Origin of the sequence: Glycomyces rhizosphaerae (assembly GCF_042647865.1) — a bacterium.
Lineage (GTDB): Bacteria > Actinomycetota > Actinomycetes > Mycobacteriales > Micromonosporaceae > Glycomyces > Glycomyces rhizosphaerae.
This window is the reverse complement of record NZ_JBHRWO010000010.1, coordinates 58,498-74,022: the sequence shown is the minus strand read 5'-3', so window position 1 is coordinate 74,022 and position 15,525 is coordinate 58,498. Positions and strand designations below refer to the sequence as shown.

The window sequence follows — 15,525 nt, the reverse complement described above, 5'->3', positions numbered from 1 at the left end:
GCCGCGATTGCCATGAGGGGTGGGCAACCGCTGGCACCCGGCCTTTTCCGTGCCCCCACCCCCGTTTCCTCCCGCCGCGGCCGTCCATTCACGAGGCGGCACGCCGCCGCAACCCTGTGCCATTTCCGAATCGCTCCACAACCCTGTCGAGCGACGGCGAGCGCCGCTGCGGTACCGTGTGACCCGTCTGGCGTGCCCCCAAGACGCCAGGCCGGAAGCAGCATTGAGGAGCAGCCGTGACCTCCGAGCAAGGCAACCCGCCTGAAAAGGGCGAGGGCAGCGACGACCAGAGCGCAGCAGAGCGGGTCCCCGGGACCGACACCGCCGCAGAGGCGGGCTCGACCGCGAGCCCCGAGCCGGAGCCGGCCAACCCGGACGACAGCGCGGGCACCGCAACCGACACTCCCGCCGCCGGCGAGGACGCAGCCGCGCCTTCGGCCGACGCCGACGTCCCGGCGGCCCCTGTTGCCGATGCCGCTCCGGAACCCGAGACACCCGCCGAGCCTGAGGCCGTCGTCCCCGAGACGCCCGCAGCTCCTGAGGCCCCGCAGGCTCCCGAAGCCCCGGAGGCCCCGTCGATCGACGAGGGCGCCACCGAGGCCGTGCCGACGTCCGCACTGGCTGACGCCGACGTCCCGCCGGCACCCGCCGCCGACGTCCCGGCCTCGCCCGTCGCCGATGCCGCTCCCGAACCCGAAGCGCCGCAAGCCGCTCCGGAAGCGCCAGCCGAGCCCGCCTCCGTGGGCGAGGACGTCACGCAGGCCATCCCGACCGGCGTGGTGGTCGACATCGACATCCCGGCCGCTCCGTCCGCCGACAGCGCGCCCGAGCAGGTCGCCCCCGCCGCTCCGGAACCGCCTGCAGCGCAGGCACCTTCGTCCCCGACGCAGTTCGATGAGGACGGCACGCAGATCCTGCGTCTGCAGCCCTCGCAGCCGTCATCCCCCCCGGCCCCGGCCGCGGACCCGTACAACGAGCGCACCGAAGTGCTGCCGCCCCAGGGCCACTCGGGCTTCAACGCCCCCGCGCCCTACGGCGAGCAGGCCGCCTCGTCCCCTTCGGCCTGGCCTTCCCCGCCGCCGAACCCGCTGGCCAACCAGGGCGCCCAGTCCCCCGCGCCGGCTCCGACGCCGAGCCCGGTCCAGTCGCCGGGCGCCGTGCCTCCCCCGCCTCCGGCCGCTCCGTACGTGCAGCCCGCCTCGTCCTACCAGGCGCCGCCTCCTCCGGCCGCTCAGCAGCCGCCGCCGACCCAGTCGGACGCCACCCAGAAGCTCATCATCGGCGCGCACAACCCGTACAGCGAGCCGCCGCCCGCGATGCCCCAGGGCTACGACCCGAACCAGGCGCAGCCGCAGCCCGGCGGCCAGTACTCGCAGCCGGGCATGCCGCCCGGCTCGGTCCCGCCCGGCCAGTACCCGCCCCAGGCGGCTCAAGGCAAGGGCGGCAAGAAGAAGCTCGTGCCGATCCTCATCGCGGTCACGGCTCTGGTGGTCGTCACCGCCGGTGTCGGCTTGTACTTCCTGCTGTTCGCCGCGCCTAAGTTCGAGGAGAACGGCTGCGTCCGCCACACCAGCGGCGACCAGGCCGAGGCCATCGACTGCGATGAGGCCAAGGACGGCGAGGACTACGAGATCGTCCAGAAGGTCGGCGACGGCCAGGAATGCGCCGACGCGGGCCGCGAGACCCTCACGGTCGGCGACGACACCTACTGCCTGAGCCTCCTCGGCGCCCCCGAAGAAGGCGAAGGCGGCGCCGAGCCCACCGACGAAGCCTCCTAGGGCGAACCACCCGATGGGCCGATAAAGCACGATAAATCCGACCTTAAGGGACCCCTGGTTCAAAAATATCTCGGGGGTACGACAGCGCTTCGGGGCCGACGGGCTAGCGCCCGTCGACCCGCTTTGCAATGTGAGGCCCATTCAAAAACGGGCGTCGCGCAAGGGCCCAGAACCGACGCCGAGCTACGCTCGCCGGATGGCTCAGGGTCCCGCTCCCGCAAACAAACAGTCCCGCGTCCGCGCGGCCGAGCTCGTCGGTCGCGGTTGGCTCAACACCGGTGACAAGCGGCTGGACCTCGAAGGCCTCCGCGGCAAAGTCGTGCTTCTCGACTTTTGGACCTTCTGTTGTATTAATTGCCTGCATGTCCTCGATGAACTCCGTCCGCTCGAGGAGAAGTACGGCGATGCGCTCGTCATCATCGGCGTCCATTCCCCGAAGTTCGAGCACGAGCGCGACCCGCAGGCCCTCGCCGCGGCCGTCGAGCGCTACGGCGTCGAGCATCCCGTCCTCGATGATCCGAACCTGACCACCTGGGATGCATTCGCTGCCCGGGCCTGGCCGACGTTGGTAGTGATCGATCCCGTCGGGTACGTGGTTTCAACGATGGCCGGCGAGGGACACCTCGAAGCACTCGATGCGATTGTGGGCGAGCTGGTCGCTCAACACACGGCCGATGGAACACTCGACACCACCGGATCACTGTATGTGGCCGCCCCGCCCGCCGAGACCACACTCCGCTTCCCCGGCAAGGCGATCGAGCTCCCCGGCGGGGACGTCCTCGTCACCGACTCCGCGCACCACCGCCTCGTCCGCCTCGCGCAGACCGAGCGCCTTCACGGTTCCGCAAGTGCCGCCGAGGCCGACACGGTCGTCGCGACCATCGGCACCGGTGAGCGCGGCCGCACCGACGGCGTCGAAGCGCAGTTCAATGAGCCCCAAGGCCTCGCGCTCCTCCCCGCCGAGATCGCCGAGCAGGTCGGCTACGACCTCGTCGTCGCCGACACCGTGAACCACCTTCTGCGCGGCGTCCGCCTCGCCGACGGCCGCGTCACCACCGTCGCCGGGACCGGGAAGCAGTGGCGCATGGACGTGGGCGCGACCGCCGCCCTCGAGGTCGACCTCTCCTCGCCCTGGGACCTCGCCTGGTTCGACGGCAAGCTGATCGTCGCCATGGCCGGCATCCACCAGCTCTGGTACTTCGACCCGGTCGCGGGCGCCGCGGGCGTCTACGCCGGCACCACCGTCGAAAGCCTCAAGGACGGCCCCCTCTCCCAGGTCTGGATGGCCCAGCCCTCCGGGCTCGCGGCCGACGGCGACCGCCTCTGGCTCGTCGACTCCGAGACCTCCGCGCTCCGCTACGTCGAGCACGGCCGGATGTACACCGCGATCGGCCAGGGCCTCTTCGACTTCGGGCACCTCGACGGCCCCGCCGCCGACGCCCTCATGCAGCACCCGCTCGGCCTCGCCGTCCTCCCCGACGGCCGCATCGCCGTGGCCGACACCTACAACGGGGCGTTGCGCGCGTACGACCCGCAGACCGAGACGGTGTCCACCCTCGCCTCGGGTCTCGCCGAGCCCAGCGACGTGATCGTCCTGGGCGGCAAGGTGCTCGTGGTCGAATCGGCCGCCCACCGCCTGACCGCGCCCGACCTGGGCGAGGCCGCCGTCTCCGGGCAGCACCACCGGGTCACCCGCAAGCGCACCAAGGTCGCCCCCGGGGCGCTGCGCCTCGAAGTCCTCTTCGAGCCGGCCGCCGGGCAGAAGCTCGACTACACCTACGGCTCCCCGATCCAGGTCACCGTCTCGGCCGACCCGCCGCAGCTCCTCGCCGAAGGCGCGGGCAGGGGCGAGGAGCTCGGCCGCGACCTCCTGCTCGCCGAAGGCATCCAGCAGGGCGTCCTCCAGGTCGTCGCCCAGGCCGCGACCTGCGACGCCGAGGCCGAGCACCCCGCGTGCCACCTCACCCGCCAGGACTGGGGCGTGCCGATCGAGGTCGCCGAGGACGGGGTCTCGACCCTCCGGCTGGTGCTGCGGTCCTGACACGCAAGGGTGTGATCTCCTGTGGCGGCCCGTATTTCATCTGCCGGTCGCGTGTCATGAATCCGTGCAGGTCTCAGTGCGCATTACGTTGTTCGGATCGCACGATGTCCGAAAGTACGTCCTATCAGGGAGGAAACCGCTGTGACCTTGGCGCCGGTGGAAGAACGCCACTCCGAGTACGAGCACTGGCTGGTGCTGAACGCCGCCGATCAGATCGTCACCGTGGGCAGACTGCTCGAGCAGCAGGTCCGCACGCTCGAGTACCTCACCCCCGAGTACGCCGGCAGCCTCGCCGAGTTCGAACCGGATCTCACCGGCATTCGGCTGAACGGCTAGCCGAACCCGGCTGAACGGTCGAATCCCGTGAGGCCACTTCGGAGTAACGTCGGCCCGGACGCGAGAGGTGCGTCCCTCCACAAACGGGTGCGAACCCGTGGCGGGGCCGGCAAGCCCGACGCGCGCGAGGGCCGTCCCGGCGCCGGCGCACTCCATCTGGCCGTTCACGGCACGGAGTGGGCCGTCAATCGGGCACTCAACGGGCACTGAGCAATTCCTGGTATCACTCGCCGGGACGGCCTCCTCCGCGCCGCTACGCTGAAAGCGAAGTCGCGCCCCAGCGGCGCGGCGGTGTCGTCCCGCGCTGATACCGTCGATGGGTGGAATCTTTCGAGAGGCCCTTCGGCGACGAGTCCGGCCCCGTCCAAGCCCCGATGCACCCAGCGTGGATCCGCATCATGCCGTGCAGCATCGAGTTGTTCCGCACCGTCCCCTCGGTCAATCCGTTCCCGGCGAGCTGGTGGGCCGACGCCTTCCCCGAAGACGACATCTGGAACGAACCGGTCTGGTGCGACCCGGGCGACGTCGACGACTGGATCGCCGAAGCCTCCGAGCACCACCTGGGCGCCTCCCAAGAGGTCATAGAGAAGGAAGCCCGCGAGGAGTACGACCGGGCCACCGCCGAGCGCTCCGAACGCATCGACACCTTCACCACCCACTGCCGCCGGGCCGGACTGCCCGTGCCGCACACCGTCCGCGACCTCCTGGAGTTCCTGCTCGCGCTGGGGCTGTACCGCTCCGAGATGCGTGAGGGGAAGCTGTACGTCGCCCCGCTGCTGTACATCAACCCGTTCGACGTGCTCGCGTTCGACAAGCTCGAAGCCATCGAGGAGGCCGCCGACCAGCGCGGCGACCTCGAAGAGCTGACGGCGATCGCGATCCGGCGGGTCGGCGGGGTCGACTACGAGTTCGACGACGAGGGCCACTTCGTGCTGCCCGGAGGGGCGAAGTCGGCCACCGTGACCGTCAGCCTGGCGGCGCTCGCCGAGGACGCGGGCGTCCCGGCCCCGGTGATCCGCGGGATGCTCATGGAGCTCGCCGAGGACGGGGACGTGGCCGGATCGGTCGACCTCGGCCAGGTCGCGATCGCGGAGGAGTTCACGCTCACCGCCTCTGACGACCTGCTCGGCGGCTACCCGAACGACGAGTTGCTGCCGCCCGAGCACGCCTGAGCGTCGATCCCGCGTGATCTCGAACACCCGTTCGAACATCGACCTGCGTCACATCTGAACGACCGAACTCAGGAGCGGATTCCATTCACCCCCAGTTCACCTATACGTTCACCGGCGTGCACCTGCATGGCGTTCCATGAGGGCAGAACACGTTAACGGCGGTTGACATTCGGTGATTGGAGTTCGCGTGAGCGTGAACGAGACTGGTACCCGCGCCAAGGCCCCCATCGCGGGCCTGACCCCGCAGGGCCGAATTGGCGCGCCCGTGAAGACCGAGACGGTCATCGACATCAAGGGCGTCGACATCCACTACGGCAAGGCGCACGCGGTCCGCGACGTCTCCCTGCCCGTGGCGCGCAACCAGATCACCGCGATGATCGGGCCCTCGGGCTGCGGCAAGTCCACGGTGCTGCGCTCGATCAACCGTATGAACGACCTCATTCCGGGAGCGAAGGTCACCGGAAACATCTCGTTCCACGGCCAGGACATCTACGCTCCGGGCGTCGACCCGATCGCGGTGCGCCGCCACATCGGCATGGTCTTCCAGAAGGCGAACCCGTTCCCGAAGTCGATCTTCGACAACGTCGCCTACGGCCTGCGCATCAACGGCATGAAGGACAACCTGGCCGACCGCGTGGAGCAGGCGCTCCGCGGCGCGGCGCTGTGGGACGAGGTCAAGGACAACCTGAAGAAGAGCGCTCTGGCGCTCTCGGGCGGGCAGCAGCAGCGCCTGTGCATCGCCCGCGCGATCGCCGTGCAGCCGGAGGTCCTGCTCATGGACGAGCCGTGCTCGGCCCTCGACCCGATCGCGACCGCGCGCATCGAGGAGCTCATGAGCGAGCTGGTGCGCGACTACACGATCGTGATCGTCACGCACAACATGCAGCAGGCCGCCCGAGTCTCCGACTCGACGGCGTTCTTCTCCGCGGCGGTCGACGACGCGGGCGAGCGCTACGGCTTCCTGGTCGAGTTCGACGAGACCCAGCGCCTGTTCTCCAACCCGTCCGACTCGCGGACCGAGGACTACATCACCGGCCGCTTCGGCTAGAGCCGCGACAGGACTTACGGCGGTGCGATCGAGGGGTTCGCACCGCCGTTTCCGTGCCCGCCGATGGGCGGGACGGTGGAGCACCGCGTGAGCGGGACGGCGAACCGCTGCGTCGGGCCGGGCGTGCAGGCACCGCCGGGTGGGGACGCGAAACGGGGCGGCCGGCGGCCGCCCCGTCTCAGCTGAAGTTTCGCCTAGACGTCGTTCCCGCAGATGAATCCGTGGGTCCGGCCTTCCAGGTCGGTCATCTGCCAGTACCAGTCGGTGGCGCAGGCGGCGCCCTGCTCGTCGGCCTCTTCGTCGGTCATGTCCGCCACCGGCTCGTCCAGCGGGATCGTTTCGACCAAGGTGTAGAGCGCCAGGTCGGAGGAGCAGTCCACCGTCCACCACTGCGGGCTGTCGTCGAAGCACTCGCCGACGTCCGGGGTGTGGGGCAGGTGCCCGGGCTCCTCCGGGTCGGGGTTGCCGACCGCCGTGAGGCAGTAGAGCGAGTCGAGGCTCCCGGCGGAGTAGACGTAGTCCCATTTCGTCCACGCCTCGCCGGCGATGATGTAGCCCGAGGTGGCGCCGCACATCTCGTAGACCGGCGCGGTGTCGGTCAGGTTGCCCTCGTCGTCCACGGTGATGTCGGCGACGTCGTAGGACTGCGCGGTGATCTCCCAGAACGCCGTCGCGTCGGCGCAGTCGACGAGGCCGAACCCGCTGCCTTCGACCACCGACTCGTAGGGGAGGCACTGGCCCACTTCGGAACCCGCGTCGTCCGCGGGGGTGGTCGCGTCCTCCTCGGGCGTGTGCTGCTCCTCGGAGGCGGACTCGGAGGTGTCGCCCCCGCCTTCGGCGGTGTCGTCGTCCTTGTCGCCCTTGAGGTTCAGCGTGACGAGCAGGACCGCGCCGAGTACGAGGACGGTGACGCCGACGACGATGCCGCCGATGAGTCCGAGGTTCCGCTTCGGCGGCTCGGGCGGGAGGACGGGGCCGCCGTAAGGGGCGCCCGGGTCCTGGCCGTAGGGCGGCTGCTGCGCGCCTCCGCCGTACGCGGGCTGCTGAGGCTGGCCGCCGTAAGGGCTCTGGCCGCCGCTGTAAGGCGACTGGTAACCGTAGCCGGGGGTTTGCGGCTGCTCCGGGGGAGGACCGTAATTCGGAGGGACAGTCATGTCGCCACGCTATAGGGACTTGTCAAGAGTCGGCCGAAGCAGGGTCGGCATCGAGTAAGGAATATCGCAGCTCAGCGGGGTGCGATGGGGCCGAAGGGCCGCTGCCGTCACCGGTGCGAGGTGATGCGCCACTCGGCGGCTTCGGGCCCGGCTGTGGCCGCCGGTGCCCGGGCACCCGAATCAGTGCGTCAAAGAGTGTCCGGAAGGACGAGCACCCGTTCGACCGTGTAGTCCTCCATGGCCGATCGCACGCCCTCGCGGCCCACGCCGGAGCCCTTGACCCCGCCGTACGGCATCTGGTCGGCCCGGAACGAGGGCACGTCCCCGATGATCACACCGCCGACTTGGAGGGTGCGGTGGGCGAGCATCGCCTGCGGCAGGCTCTCGGTGAACACCCCGGCCTGCAGCCCGTACCGCGAGTCGTTGACGGCGGCGAGCCCCTCTTCGAACCCGTCGACGCTGGCGAGCACCAGGACCGGCCCGAAGACCTCTTCGCGCAGCACCTTGGCGTCCGGGCGCACGTTCGCGAGCACCGTCGGCTCGACGAGCGATCCGTCGCGCGGCGTGCCGCCGCACAGGACCTTCGCGCCCTCGTCCACGGCCTCTTCGATCCACCCCTCGACGCGTGCGGCCGCGTCCGCGCTGATGAGCGGCCCGACCTTGCACGACGGGTCGTTCGGGTCGCCCGAGGGCAGCGCCTTGACGTGCTCGACGATCCGGGCGGCCATGTCGGCGTAGGCGGGTGCTTCGATGAACACCCGCTGCACCGCGATGCACGACTGCCCGGCCTGGTAGTTCCCGAACATCGCGATCCGCTCGGCCGCCCATTCCCGCTTCGGGTAGTCGGCGCCGACGAGCACCGCCCCGTTGCCGCCGAGTTCGAGCGTCACGTGCTTCTCGGGGATCCGCCGCAGGATCTGCTTGCCCACGGGCCCTGAGCCGGTGAACGAGACGACGGGCAGCCGCGGGTCGTCCACGAGCTGGTCGGCCCGGTGGTTGGGCACCGGCAGCACCGAGAGCATCGCCGGGGGCAGGTCCGTCTCGGAGAACAGCGCGCCCAGGTGGAGGGCCGACAGCGGCGTCGACGGGGCCGGTTTGACCACGATCGGGCAGCCGGCCGCGATCGCCGGGCCCACCTTGTGTGCCACGAGGTTCAGCGGGAAGTTGAACGGGGAGATGCCGAGCACGGGGCCGCGCGGGAAGCGCCGCACGAGCGCCAGGCGGCCCTCGGCCGCCGAGTCCGTGTCGAGCCGCTGCACTTCGCCGACGAAGCGCCGGGCCTCTTCGGCCGCCCACCGGAACGTCGAGACGGCCCGCCGCACTTCGACGCGGGCCCACGCGATCGGCTTGCCGGATTCGGCGGTGATGAGCTCGGCGCAGGTCTCGGCCTCTTCGTCCAGGCGGCGGCGGACGTGTTCGAGGGCCTCGGCCCGCACGTGCGCCGGCAGCGAGGCGCATTCGGGCGCGACCCCCGAGGCGGCGGCCACGGCGGCCTCCACCTGCCCGGCGGTCGCCCATGAGGTGGCGCCGACCGGGGACTCGTCGAAGGGGTGGGTGACGAAGAACTCCTCCTCGCCGTGCTGCGGACGGCCGGCCACCCAAATAGGCGAAACGGGACGGAGACGTTGCGACATGTTTCCAGCCTACGGGTTCAGGCGCTGCCGGTGCTGCGGTTGGGCCCCGCGAATCCGAGCCGGACCGATCCGGTCCGCGAAACGCGAAGGGCCCGTGGCGGGTCGCGGCGCCACAAGTGACCCGCGCGTCCGCTCAAGGCCCGCGACCGCCCGCGCGTTCGGGCTCCTTGCAGGGGATGCCCTCGCAACCCGAATGCGTCCACTTGCCCGCCCAAGGCATGATGAGGACATGAGTGAACAGCAATCAGGTGCGGGGTATCCCCAGCAGCCGACCTCCGGCCAGCCCCAACAGCAGGCGTACCCCCAGGCGCCCTACGCCTCGCCTCAGGCCCAGTACCAGGCCCAGCAGCAGTACGCGGCCTACGCTCCCCCGGCGCCGTCGCTGTTCGACAAGCTCGGCGTGCCCTCCATGCCCGCGATCCTCGGCCTCTCGGGCCTCGGCACGCTGGTGCTCGCCGGGCTCATCGCCGGCACCAGCTCCGGCGGCTCGGGCTCCGACGAGTTCAGCAGCCTCGACGGGACGACGCTGTCGACGTTCGTCAGCAGCGAGATCAGCGGCGGCGTCCTCTCGATCCTCGTGGCCGTCATCGTCACGTTCGCGTTGACCCTGTTCACCGGTGAGAAGCTGCGGACGCTGTGGAAGGCGCTGACGATCGCCGGCGCGTCGCTCTTCCTCGCGAAGCTCCTGTTCACGATGCTGGCGCTCGGCGAGGGCGATTCGGCCTCCGACGCCTCGGCCTGGATCGGCGCGCTCCTGCTCGTGGCCGCGTACGGTCTGTTCGCCGCAGGCGCGGTCATGGTCCCCGGCTCGGCCGCCCCGGCCGCGGCCCCGGCCGCCCCGCAGGCCTACCCGACCGGGCAGCAGCCCGCGGTGCAGCCCCAGGCCCCGCAGGCGCCGCCGGCGACCCAGCAGAACCCGTGGCCCCAGGCGCCGCAGCAGTAACCGCATTCGAGCAGCCGAAGAGGCGGCGCGACCTAGGTCGCGCCGCCTCTTCGTTCGTGCGTATTGGCTGTTATCCCAAAGACTTCGCTAATTCACGGTTCGCATGCAGCCTCGGCGAGGCTTGCGAGCCGTAAATCGGCCCGTCGAGGCCGCGCGTCCGCCGGTATCCGAAGTCTTTGCTCCAGCGCCTCGGGCCCGGCTCGTGGGGGAGCGGACCTGGGGTTCGGGCAGGGGTCGTTGAAGGCACCTGCGCGTACTGGATATGGAGATTGCGAGTATCGGTCGGCCGGGCCCGCCTGGTCGGCTAACTGCTTCTTAGGCGGGAGCCAGTCATCTTCACGGAGGTCGTCTTCGTCTCCGTCGTACCGATCGTCGGCGTAAGCGGCATACGGGTCCGGCTCCTTTTCAGGAGGCTCAATGTCGACCTCGTCCTCACGACCGCCACCGAGTTCGCGCTCCAGCGCTCGGATGTCGGTGTTCGGAGAATGGTACTTGAGCTTACGGGCCACTTTGGTCTGCTTTGCCTTAGCTCGGCCTCGCCCCATATGGCTCGACCCCCTCGCACAGAAATCATCGGGGCGGCCGATAAGGCGCCCCGGAATGCTTGCAATCTCTTCGTGGCTCCTACGGTACAACCTCGAAGCGCAGGAGTGCATCCCGGCCCATGAGTTGGATGCCACAGATTACCGGCGATGACCACCAGACCGGGACGAACAACAGCCCGAATCGTGAGATTCGTTCTTGCTGTGCGAACGCGTCCGGCGACACGCGGTGATCGAAAACGTGCCCCGGCGCGCGCTCGCGCGCACCGGGGACCGGTCGGCGTCAGCGGAAGAGCCGCACCCTCTGGAGGCGGCCGACCGCGGCCATGCGCTCCTCGGCGAGCGCGTCGGCGGCCGCGACCGGGGTCGTGCCCTCGCCCTTGGCCCGCTCGAGGATGCGTGCGGTGGTCGCGAAGATCCCGGCGGTGCGCCGCTCGGCCCGCTTGAAGTCGAACGCGCCGTCGTACTCGTCGGCGACCTGGATGACCCCGCCCGAGTTCACCACGTAGTCGGGGCAGTAGAGGATCCCGGCCCGGTCGAGCTCGGCCGCGACGCCCGGCTCGGCCAGCTGGTTGTTCGCGGCGCCGCACACGATCTCGGCGTCGAGGGTCTTGAGGGAGCTCTCGTTGAGGACTCCGCCGAGGGCGCACGGCGCGTACACGTGGATCCCGGAGGAGATGAGCTCGTCCGCGTCGGCCACGATGCGCACCTGCGGGAAGCGTTCCCGGGCCCAGTCGATCGCGGCCTGGTTCACGTCGCAGGCGACGACCTCGGCCCCGGCCTCGAGCAGGTGCGGGATGAGGTGGCGCCCGACCTTGCCGAGCCCGGCCACGCCGACCGTGCGGCCGGCCAGGTCCACCGCGCCCCAGCGGTGCTGGGCCGCCGCGCGCATCCCCTGGAACACGCCGAACGCGGTGAGGATCGAGGAGTCCCCGGCCCCGCCGGCCTCGGGGCTGCGCCCGCTCACGTGGCGGGTCTCGCGCGCGACGTGGTCCATGTCCTCGACGTAGGTGCCGACGTCGCACGCGGTCACGTAGCGCCCGCCCAGCGACTCGACGAAGCGGCCGTAGGCGCGCAGCAGCGCCTCGCTCTTGTCAACGGCCGGGTCGCCCCAGATGACGGCCTTGCCGCCGCCGTGGTCGAGCCCCGCGATCGCGTTCTTGTAGGCCATGCCCTCGGAGAGGTGGAGCACGTCCTGGAGGGCGTCCTCCTCAGTGGCGTAAGGGTAGAAGCGGGTGCCGCCGAGGGCCGGCCCGAGCGCGGTGGAGTAGATCGCGATGATCGCGCGCAGCCCCGAATCGGGGTCGTTGCAGAACACGACCTGTTCGTGGCCGCTGCCGTCGAAGATGCTCATGGCTTGCTCTCCAGTTCTTCTCGCGGGGTGGCCCTGCGCCGCGGCGCTGCGGGCCCCGCCCCAGGGGGCGGCCGGGTCTCGGCCGACTCATCCGTTCGTAGCGCGGGTATGCCTACGCCACCAGCATATGACTATGGAAGTATCTGCCTCGTGTACGCACCGAACGCGTCCTATCTGCGCGTCTACGAGCCGGCGGGGGCGTTCGTCGACGCCGACTACTGGCGCGCGTACGCCGCATCGGGACGCGCCGTCGACCCCCTCGAAGGCCCGCGGCTGCGCCGAGAAGCACTTTACGAGCGGATCGGTTGGCCCTGGCGGGGAGTGCCTTCGTTCGCGCGCGACGCGTACGTCATCGATCGCGGCCGCACGGCCGACCCGCTCATCTGCCCGTGGAACCTCCGCTACCGGATCGCCGCCTCCGCGCTCGAGGTGCGGCGGCTGACCCCCGAGGCCGTGGCCGAGGCGCTGTTCCCCGCGGAGTTCCTGTCCTCGGCGGCCGAGGTCGTCGCCCTCGACGACGGCGTCGACCGCCACGAGGCCCCGGCCGACGCGCACGAGCACGTCGCGTCCTGGTCGGTCCCGCTGCGCTGGTTCGCCTGCGTCAGGCCCGAGGACCGCGAGCTGGTGATCCAGCGGGGCGTGGCCCAGCTGCGCTACCGCACGCCGATCGCCAAGGCCCGTACGGGCATCGTGGTCGCCAGGAACCTGGTGCGGGCCGAGTTCGGAGAGGGGGCCGAACTGGCCGAGGCCCTCACCGAGACCGGCGAGTGGCTCGACGGCTTCCACCGCGACTCGGTCGTGGAGCTCGACTACGGGGGGCTGGCCGCCCGGATGGACCCCGAGGAGCTGCGCGAAGAGGACTCGGTCGACCTCACTTGGCAGGCCGTCGACCACCTCGGCGCCTCCGAACCCGAGGAGGCCCAGGATTGCTATGCGCGCCTTGTCGACCGATGGCGTGATCGTCGTCTCGCGGAACGACTCAACTGACCTCGGACGCTGCACCACGACGAGCCCGCTGCCTGGGCATTCGCATGTGGAGTGATCACTCGGATGAGGGGACCAGCCGGAAAGTCCAAGCAAAATCGGCCGTTCGGCCTATGTCGGACATCTACGACAGGCCGGACGATTGGAGAAGGAACGAATCAAGGCTCGGCGCCGGTGATTCGCAGCCCGTCTGTGGAGGAGAAGAACGATGACGACAGAGCTGAACCTTCCGGTGGAATCCGAGGCCCTGCTTACCCCGTCCGAAGTCGCCGCGATGTTCCGCGTCGACCCCAAGACCGTTACCCGGTGGGCGAAGGCCGGCAAGATCTCGGCGATCCGGACCCTCGGCGGCCACCGCCGCTACCGCGAGTCCGAGATCCGCGCCCTGATCAACGGCGACATCCCGGCTCAGCGCGTAGCCGCGGAGTAGCGGCGGAGGTGCCACCGACCGGGCACCGCCATCGCTAGCAGCAACAGCGCCGTGGCGACACGGTGCAGGAACCAGGGCCGGACCACCCTTCCGGCCGCAAATGATCACTTTCGGCAAAGCCTGCGAGCCGTGAATGATCAGTCTCGGCAAAGCGTGCGAGCCGCAGACGAGTGGCAATGCCCCATCGAAGCCGCGGACGTCGGCACCGCGGAGCTCGACAACCGAGGATGCGGGCCCTCCCTCAGGGCCCGCTTCCTGAACGAATAACCCCATGGCTCCATCGCCGCGCCCCTCAAGGCGCGGCATTGCCTTTGCCCCTGGGATGGCCATCGCTGCGAACCGGGCCTCACGCTCCCATAGGCGGGCGTTCCCGATGCGCTTCCAAATGGCTCGTGCCACGCTTGGTGCGTGACGCGTACGAGGAGCCTTGCCATCGCCACCGCCGTCGCGGCGGTGGTTCTCATGTTCGCGCTCGGCGTGCCCTTGCTGAACAAGGCCGTCTCCCCCACCGTCGATGTCGGCGGCGAGACGTTCACCCTTTCGGGTGTCACTCTCACTGCGCCGGACGAGGTCCGGATGCGTCCCGGCTTCTACCAGCCCGGCTCTGGTCGCGTCGAGTTCCTCGTCGGGGACGCCGAGGTCGACATCGCCGTGGCCGGTCCTTACGACTTCGACGCCGAGTACCTGGCCGAGGAGATGTCCCGTCTGCTCGAAGTGCAACCGGGCGTGCAGCTCACCGAGCCCCGCGCGTGCGCGGCCGACGGGGTCGAGGGCGCCGGGCGCAGCTTCGTCACCGAGACCGGCGCCGGTTTCGCGTGCGCCTTCGTCCACGACACGATCCGGGCCGAGGTCACGGCCACTGGCACGTCGCTAGACTCTGCCACTGTGGACAGAATCGACGCGCTCATCGCCCAGTTGTCCTTCGGGACCGCCTGATGCGCCTCGACCCGGCCTCCCCCGTCCAGTGGACGGCCGCGATGCTCATCGGTGCTGCGGGAATCCTGCTGCTGTACAACACGCTGCCGGTCGCGCTCGCCTACCCGCGGGCCGGGACGACCGCACTGCTTCTGTTCTCGCTCTTCGCGATCCCGTTCTGGTGGTTGCGGGGGCGCGTCTCCGACCGGCTCGCGCTCCCGGCGGCCGCGCTCGCGCTCGGCCTGGTGTGGGGAGCGACCGTGGCGGTGATGACGTCGCTGTTCGGTTCGCGCGCCTTGTACGGCCTGCTGGCGACCGCGCAGGGCCCGGCGTGGGCCGAGCGGTGGTCGCCGGTGCTGGCCGCCCCGTTGGTCGAGGAGGCGGTGAAGGCCGCGGGTGTGGTGCTGGTGGTCGCGATCGCCTGGGGGCGCGTGCACGGCGTGCTCGACGGGATCGTGTTGGGCGCCTTCTGCGGTGTGGGGTTCCAGATCGTGGAGGGCTACGCGTTCGCGATGTCGAGCACGGTGCTGAACCGGGCGGGGGACGTGGTGGAGCCGGTGATCGCGGTGTTCATCGTGCGCGGGGTGCTCGCGGGGTTGTGGAGCCATGCGGTGTTCACGGCGATCGTGGGCGCCGGGGTGGCGTATGCGGCGACGCGGAAGACGGGGCGGTCGGTGTGGGTCGCGGCCGGTTCGCTGGCGGGTGTGATCGCTTTGCACGCCTTGTGGAACTCGCCGCTGCTGCGGGACGGGCTCGGGCTGGGCGCGTTCGGCGTGCTCGCCGGGGTGATGCTCAAGGGGCTGCCGGCGGTGCTCATCGTGTGGTGGCTGGTGCGCTGGGCGAAGCGGGTGGAAGCGCCGATCGCGAGCGAGGCGGAGGCGGCTTGAGCCGGCCTGGCGGGCGTACGGGCGGCCCCGGGTACCCACCCATTCCCACCTTCACCACTACCAGTGAAAAGGACACCGTCTCATAGGGGTACGACACTCTTGCGGAAGCGAGGATGACTCCCTATCGGCACGTAACAATGCCGCCCGGGTCTGAGCGCGCGGTACCCGAACGGCATTGCCGTTGCCCGGTCGCGTCCGTCGCTCAAGGCGTCCGCTCCCACTTGGCCCGCTTTTCGTGCGTCCGGTCCGCGGTCGACGCGACGGTTCATGGCGCGAGCCGCGTCGTCGTGTTCCTGGCCGGCCGCTC

The 15,525-nt window shown here is 70.3% G+C and carries 13 protein-coding genes and 1 pseudogene; 10 read left to right on the top strand and 4 right to left on the bottom strand.

All coding sequences use genetic code 11. The features are described from left to right. Nucleotides 1-236: 236 nt before the first annotated feature. The 5 genes from ACFO8M_RS09920 to pstB all read left to right on the top strand — a co-directional run bounded on the left by ACFO8M_RS09920 (nt 237) and on the right by pstB (nt 6,375). Nucleotides 237-1,778, top strand: a complete 1,542-nt coding sequence (locus ACFO8M_RS09920) for a hypothetical protein (protein WP_387974088.1) — start codon at nt 237-239, stop codon at nt 1,776-1,778. A gap of 196 nt (nt 1,779-1,974) precedes the next feature. After that, complete coding sequence (locus tag ACFO8M_RS09915; RefSeq protein ID WP_387974085.1) at nt 1,975-3,819, top strand: NHL domain-containing thioredoxin family protein; 1,845 nt, start codon at nt 1,975-1,977, stop codon at nt 3,817-3,819. 141 nt (nt 3,820-3,960) lie between these two features. Beyond that, the gene (locus ACFO8M_RS09910) at nt 3,961-4,155 is read left to right on the top strand and encodes a hypothetical protein (protein WP_387974082.1); all 195 of its coding nucleotides are present in this window, start codon (nt 3,961-3,963) and stop codon (nt 4,153-4,155) included. Between the two features lie 320 nt (nt 4,156-4,475). Then, nucleotides 4,476-5,327, top strand: coding sequence for a DUF6042 family protein (locus tag ACFO8M_RS09905; RefSeq protein ID WP_387974080.1), 852 nt, complete (start codon nt 4,476-4,478; stop codon nt 5,325-5,327). A 253-nt stretch (nt 5,328-5,580) separates the two neighbouring features. Then, entirely contained in the window at nt 5,581-6,375 is a 795-nt protein-coding gene (gene pstB / locus ACFO8M_RS09900) for a phosphate ABC transporter ATP-binding protein PstB (RefSeq protein ID WP_387976318.1), read from the top strand. A 194-nt stretch (nt 6,376-6,569) separates the two neighbouring features. Here the strand turns inward: pstB and ACFO8M_RS09895 are convergent, their stop codons facing one another. Both ACFO8M_RS09895 and ACFO8M_RS09890 read right to left on the bottom strand, forming a co-directional pair. After that, complete coding sequence (locus tag ACFO8M_RS09895; RefSeq protein ID WP_387974077.1) at nt 6,570-7,529, bottom strand: resistance to Congo red protein; 960 nt, start codon at nt 7,527-7,529, stop codon at nt 6,570-6,572. A gap of 188 nt (nt 7,530-7,717) precedes the next feature. After that, nucleotides 7,718-9,163, bottom strand: coding sequence for an aldehyde dehydrogenase family protein (locus tag ACFO8M_RS09890; protein ID WP_387974074.1), 1,446 nt, complete (start codon nt 9,161-9,163; stop codon nt 7,718-7,720). Nucleotides 9,164-9,392: 229 nt separating this feature from the next. On the opposite strand from ACFO8M_RS09890, the gene ACFO8M_RS09885 reads away from it, so the two are divergent. Then, nucleotides 9,393-10,106 (top strand): hypothetical protein, encoded by a 714-nt coding sequence (locus tag ACFO8M_RS09885; RefSeq protein ID WP_387974071.1) that lies wholly within the window; start codon nt 9,393-9,395, stop codon nt 10,104-10,106. A 329-nt stretch (nt 10,107-10,435) separates the two neighbouring features. Here the strand turns inward: ACFO8M_RS09885 and ACFO8M_RS09880 are convergent. Both ACFO8M_RS09880 and ACFO8M_RS09875 read right to left on the bottom strand, forming a co-directional pair. Beyond that, nucleotides 10,436-10,651 (bottom strand): annotated as a pseudogene (locus ACFO8M_RS09880) (DUF3073 domain-containing protein); the annotation flags it as partial. 280 nt (nt 10,652-10,931) lie between these two features. Then, nucleotides 10,932-12,002, bottom strand: a complete 1,071-nt coding sequence (locus ACFO8M_RS09875; protein ID WP_387974068.1) for a Glu/Leu/Phe/Val dehydrogenase dimerization domain-containing protein — start codon at nt 12,000-12,002, stop codon at nt 10,932-10,934. Nucleotides 12,003-12,152: 150 nt separating this feature from the next. Between ACFO8M_RS09875 and ACFO8M_RS09870 the strand changes: the two genes are divergently transcribed. The 4 genes from ACFO8M_RS09870 to ACFO8M_RS09855 all read left to right on the top strand — a co-directional run bounded on the left by ACFO8M_RS09870 (nt 12,153) and on the right by ACFO8M_RS09855 (nt 15,218). Then, nucleotides 12,153-12,989 (top strand): hypothetical protein, encoded by an 837-nt coding sequence (locus tag ACFO8M_RS09870; protein ID WP_387974065.1) that lies wholly within the window; start codon nt 12,153-12,155, stop codon nt 12,987-12,989. A gap of 205 nt (nt 12,990-13,194) precedes the next feature. After that, nucleotides 13,195-13,416, top strand: coding sequence for a BldC family transcriptional regulator (locus tag ACFO8M_RS09865; protein WP_205328228.1), 222 nt, complete (start codon nt 13,195-13,197; stop codon nt 13,414-13,416). Between the two features lie 408 nt (nt 13,417-13,824). Continuing rightward, the gene (locus ACFO8M_RS09860; protein ID WP_387974062.1) at nt 13,825-14,352 is read left to right on the top strand and encodes a hypothetical protein; all 528 of its coding nucleotides are present in this window, start codon (nt 13,825-13,827) and stop codon (nt 14,350-14,352) included. Next, nucleotides 14,352-15,218 (top strand): PrsW family intramembrane metalloprotease, encoded by an 867-nt coding sequence (locus ACFO8M_RS09855; RefSeq protein WP_387974060.1) that lies wholly within the window; start codon nt 14,352-14,354, stop codon nt 15,216-15,218. Before ACFO8M_RS09860 ends, ACFO8M_RS09855 begins: the two co-directional genes overlap by 1 nt. Nucleotides 15,219-15,525 lie beyond the last annotated feature (307 nt).